1 protein-coding gene is annotated in these 1,438 nt (G+C 67.1%); it reads left to right on the top strand.

All coding sequences use genetic code 11. The features are described from left to right. The first annotated feature begins 646 nt into the window (after positions 1–646). Positions 647–1,414: a MerR family transcriptional regulator gene (locus ACGFW5_RS31565; protein ID WP_393837751.1), complete on the top strand. Its 768-nt coding sequence runs from the start codon at positions 647–649 to the stop codon at positions 1,412–1,414. Positions 1,415–1,438: the final 24 nt, after the last annotated feature.

The raw sequence follows: 1,438 nt of genomic DNA, 5'->3' as shown, positions 1-1,438 counted from the left end.
GGCGTTGACTTTTGGCACGCTGTTGAGTTCTCAAGGAACGGACGCTTCCTTTGTACTCACCCTCTCGGGCTTTCCTCCGGGCGCTTCCCTTCGGTGTTTCGTGTTCCGACTCTATCAGACTCTTTCGTGTCCGATTTCCTCGGCGCCTTTCCGGTTCTCCCTCTCGGGTTTCCCTTTCCGGCGGTTCCGACTCTATCAGATCCTTTCGGGCCTGATCCCCGGTCGAAATCGGGGTGTCTTCCCGGCTGTTGGGCCATTCCGACGTCCCGAACTCTAGCGGATCCTTCCGGTGATTCGTAATCGAGTCTCCGGTCCGTCCGGAATGGAATTCGGCATGCCGAATTCACCCCGGTCGGGGGTCGTGCTGAGTTGGGGGGGCCGCAGGAATCTGCGGCGGATGGTCGAACGCGGAACCGTCCCGGCTGCGCGACAACTCGGAGAACATTACACGAGGTGGCCGCCGGTTCCGTCCGGCCCCTTGTCCTTGCCGCTGCCGCCCCCTCCCCCCGCGGGCGGCTCCCCCGGGCGGCGCCGGTCGACGGCCCTGTCTCGCGCCCCGGCGACGCGACTTGCGGCTTCCGCTGCGTCAACTCCTACCGTCCTCTGTGTGGCCGGAAGCACCGGCCCGGCGATGGGAGGCACGGCAATGGCTGCCTGGTCGATCGCGGATGTGGCCCGGATGTCCGGGGTCACATCCCGGACGCTGCGTCACTACGACGAGATCGGTCTGCTGCCACCGGCGTGGATCGGGAGCAACGGGCACCGCTATTACGAGGAGGGCGACCTTCTGCGGTTGCAGCAGATCCTGCTGATGCGGGAGCTCGACCTGGGGTTGCGCGAGATTCAGGCGGTCCTGGACAGCCAGGCCGACCGCGTGTCCGTACTCCGCGAGCACCATCAGCGGCTGCTGGCGGAACGCGAACGGCTCGCCACCCTGGCCCGCACGGTCGGGCGCACCATCGCCGAACTGGAGGAAGCAGAGGAGAACAGCATCATGGCGAAGATCAACCGCCCGGAGAACCTGTTCGAGGGGTTCGAGCCCTCCCCCGAGGAGGGTGAGAAGGTGCGCGAGCGGTGGCCGAAGGCCTGGGAGCAGTCCCGGCAGGCCGTCGAGACGATGTCCACCGAGGACACGGAGCGGTGGCAGCGTGAGGTGACGGCGCAGATGATCCGCACCGCGGAGTTCATGGTGGCCGGTACCCCGGTGGACGACGCCGCGGTCCAGGCCGAGATGGACGCGCACTACCAAGGGGTCTGCCGGTTCTGGACGCCGAACGCGGCCGCGTACAAGGGGCTGGCTCAGACGTACGTCGACGACCCGCAGATGCGCGCGAACTACGACAAGATCGCCGAGGGGCTGGCTGTCTACCAGCGGGACGCGATGGTCGTCTACGCGGACGCCCGGCTGAGCTGAGGGGGCTGGGCTGCTCGGGCCCGG

Origin of the sequence: Streptomyces sp. NPDC048416 (genome assembly GCF_043200435.1) — a bacterium.
GTDB lineage: Bacteria > Actinomycetota > Actinomycetes > Streptomycetales > Streptomycetaceae > Streptomyces.
Note: the sequence above shows the minus strand (reverse complement) of the source record. Positions and strands in the feature narration are given on the sequence as shown.

What these genes read in the sequence shown, in the direction of transcription:
- ACGFW5_RS31565 (WP_393837751.1), top strand. Translation starts at nt 647, where the DNA reads ATGGCTGCCTGGTCGATCGCGGATGTGGCCCGGATGTCCGGGGTCACA.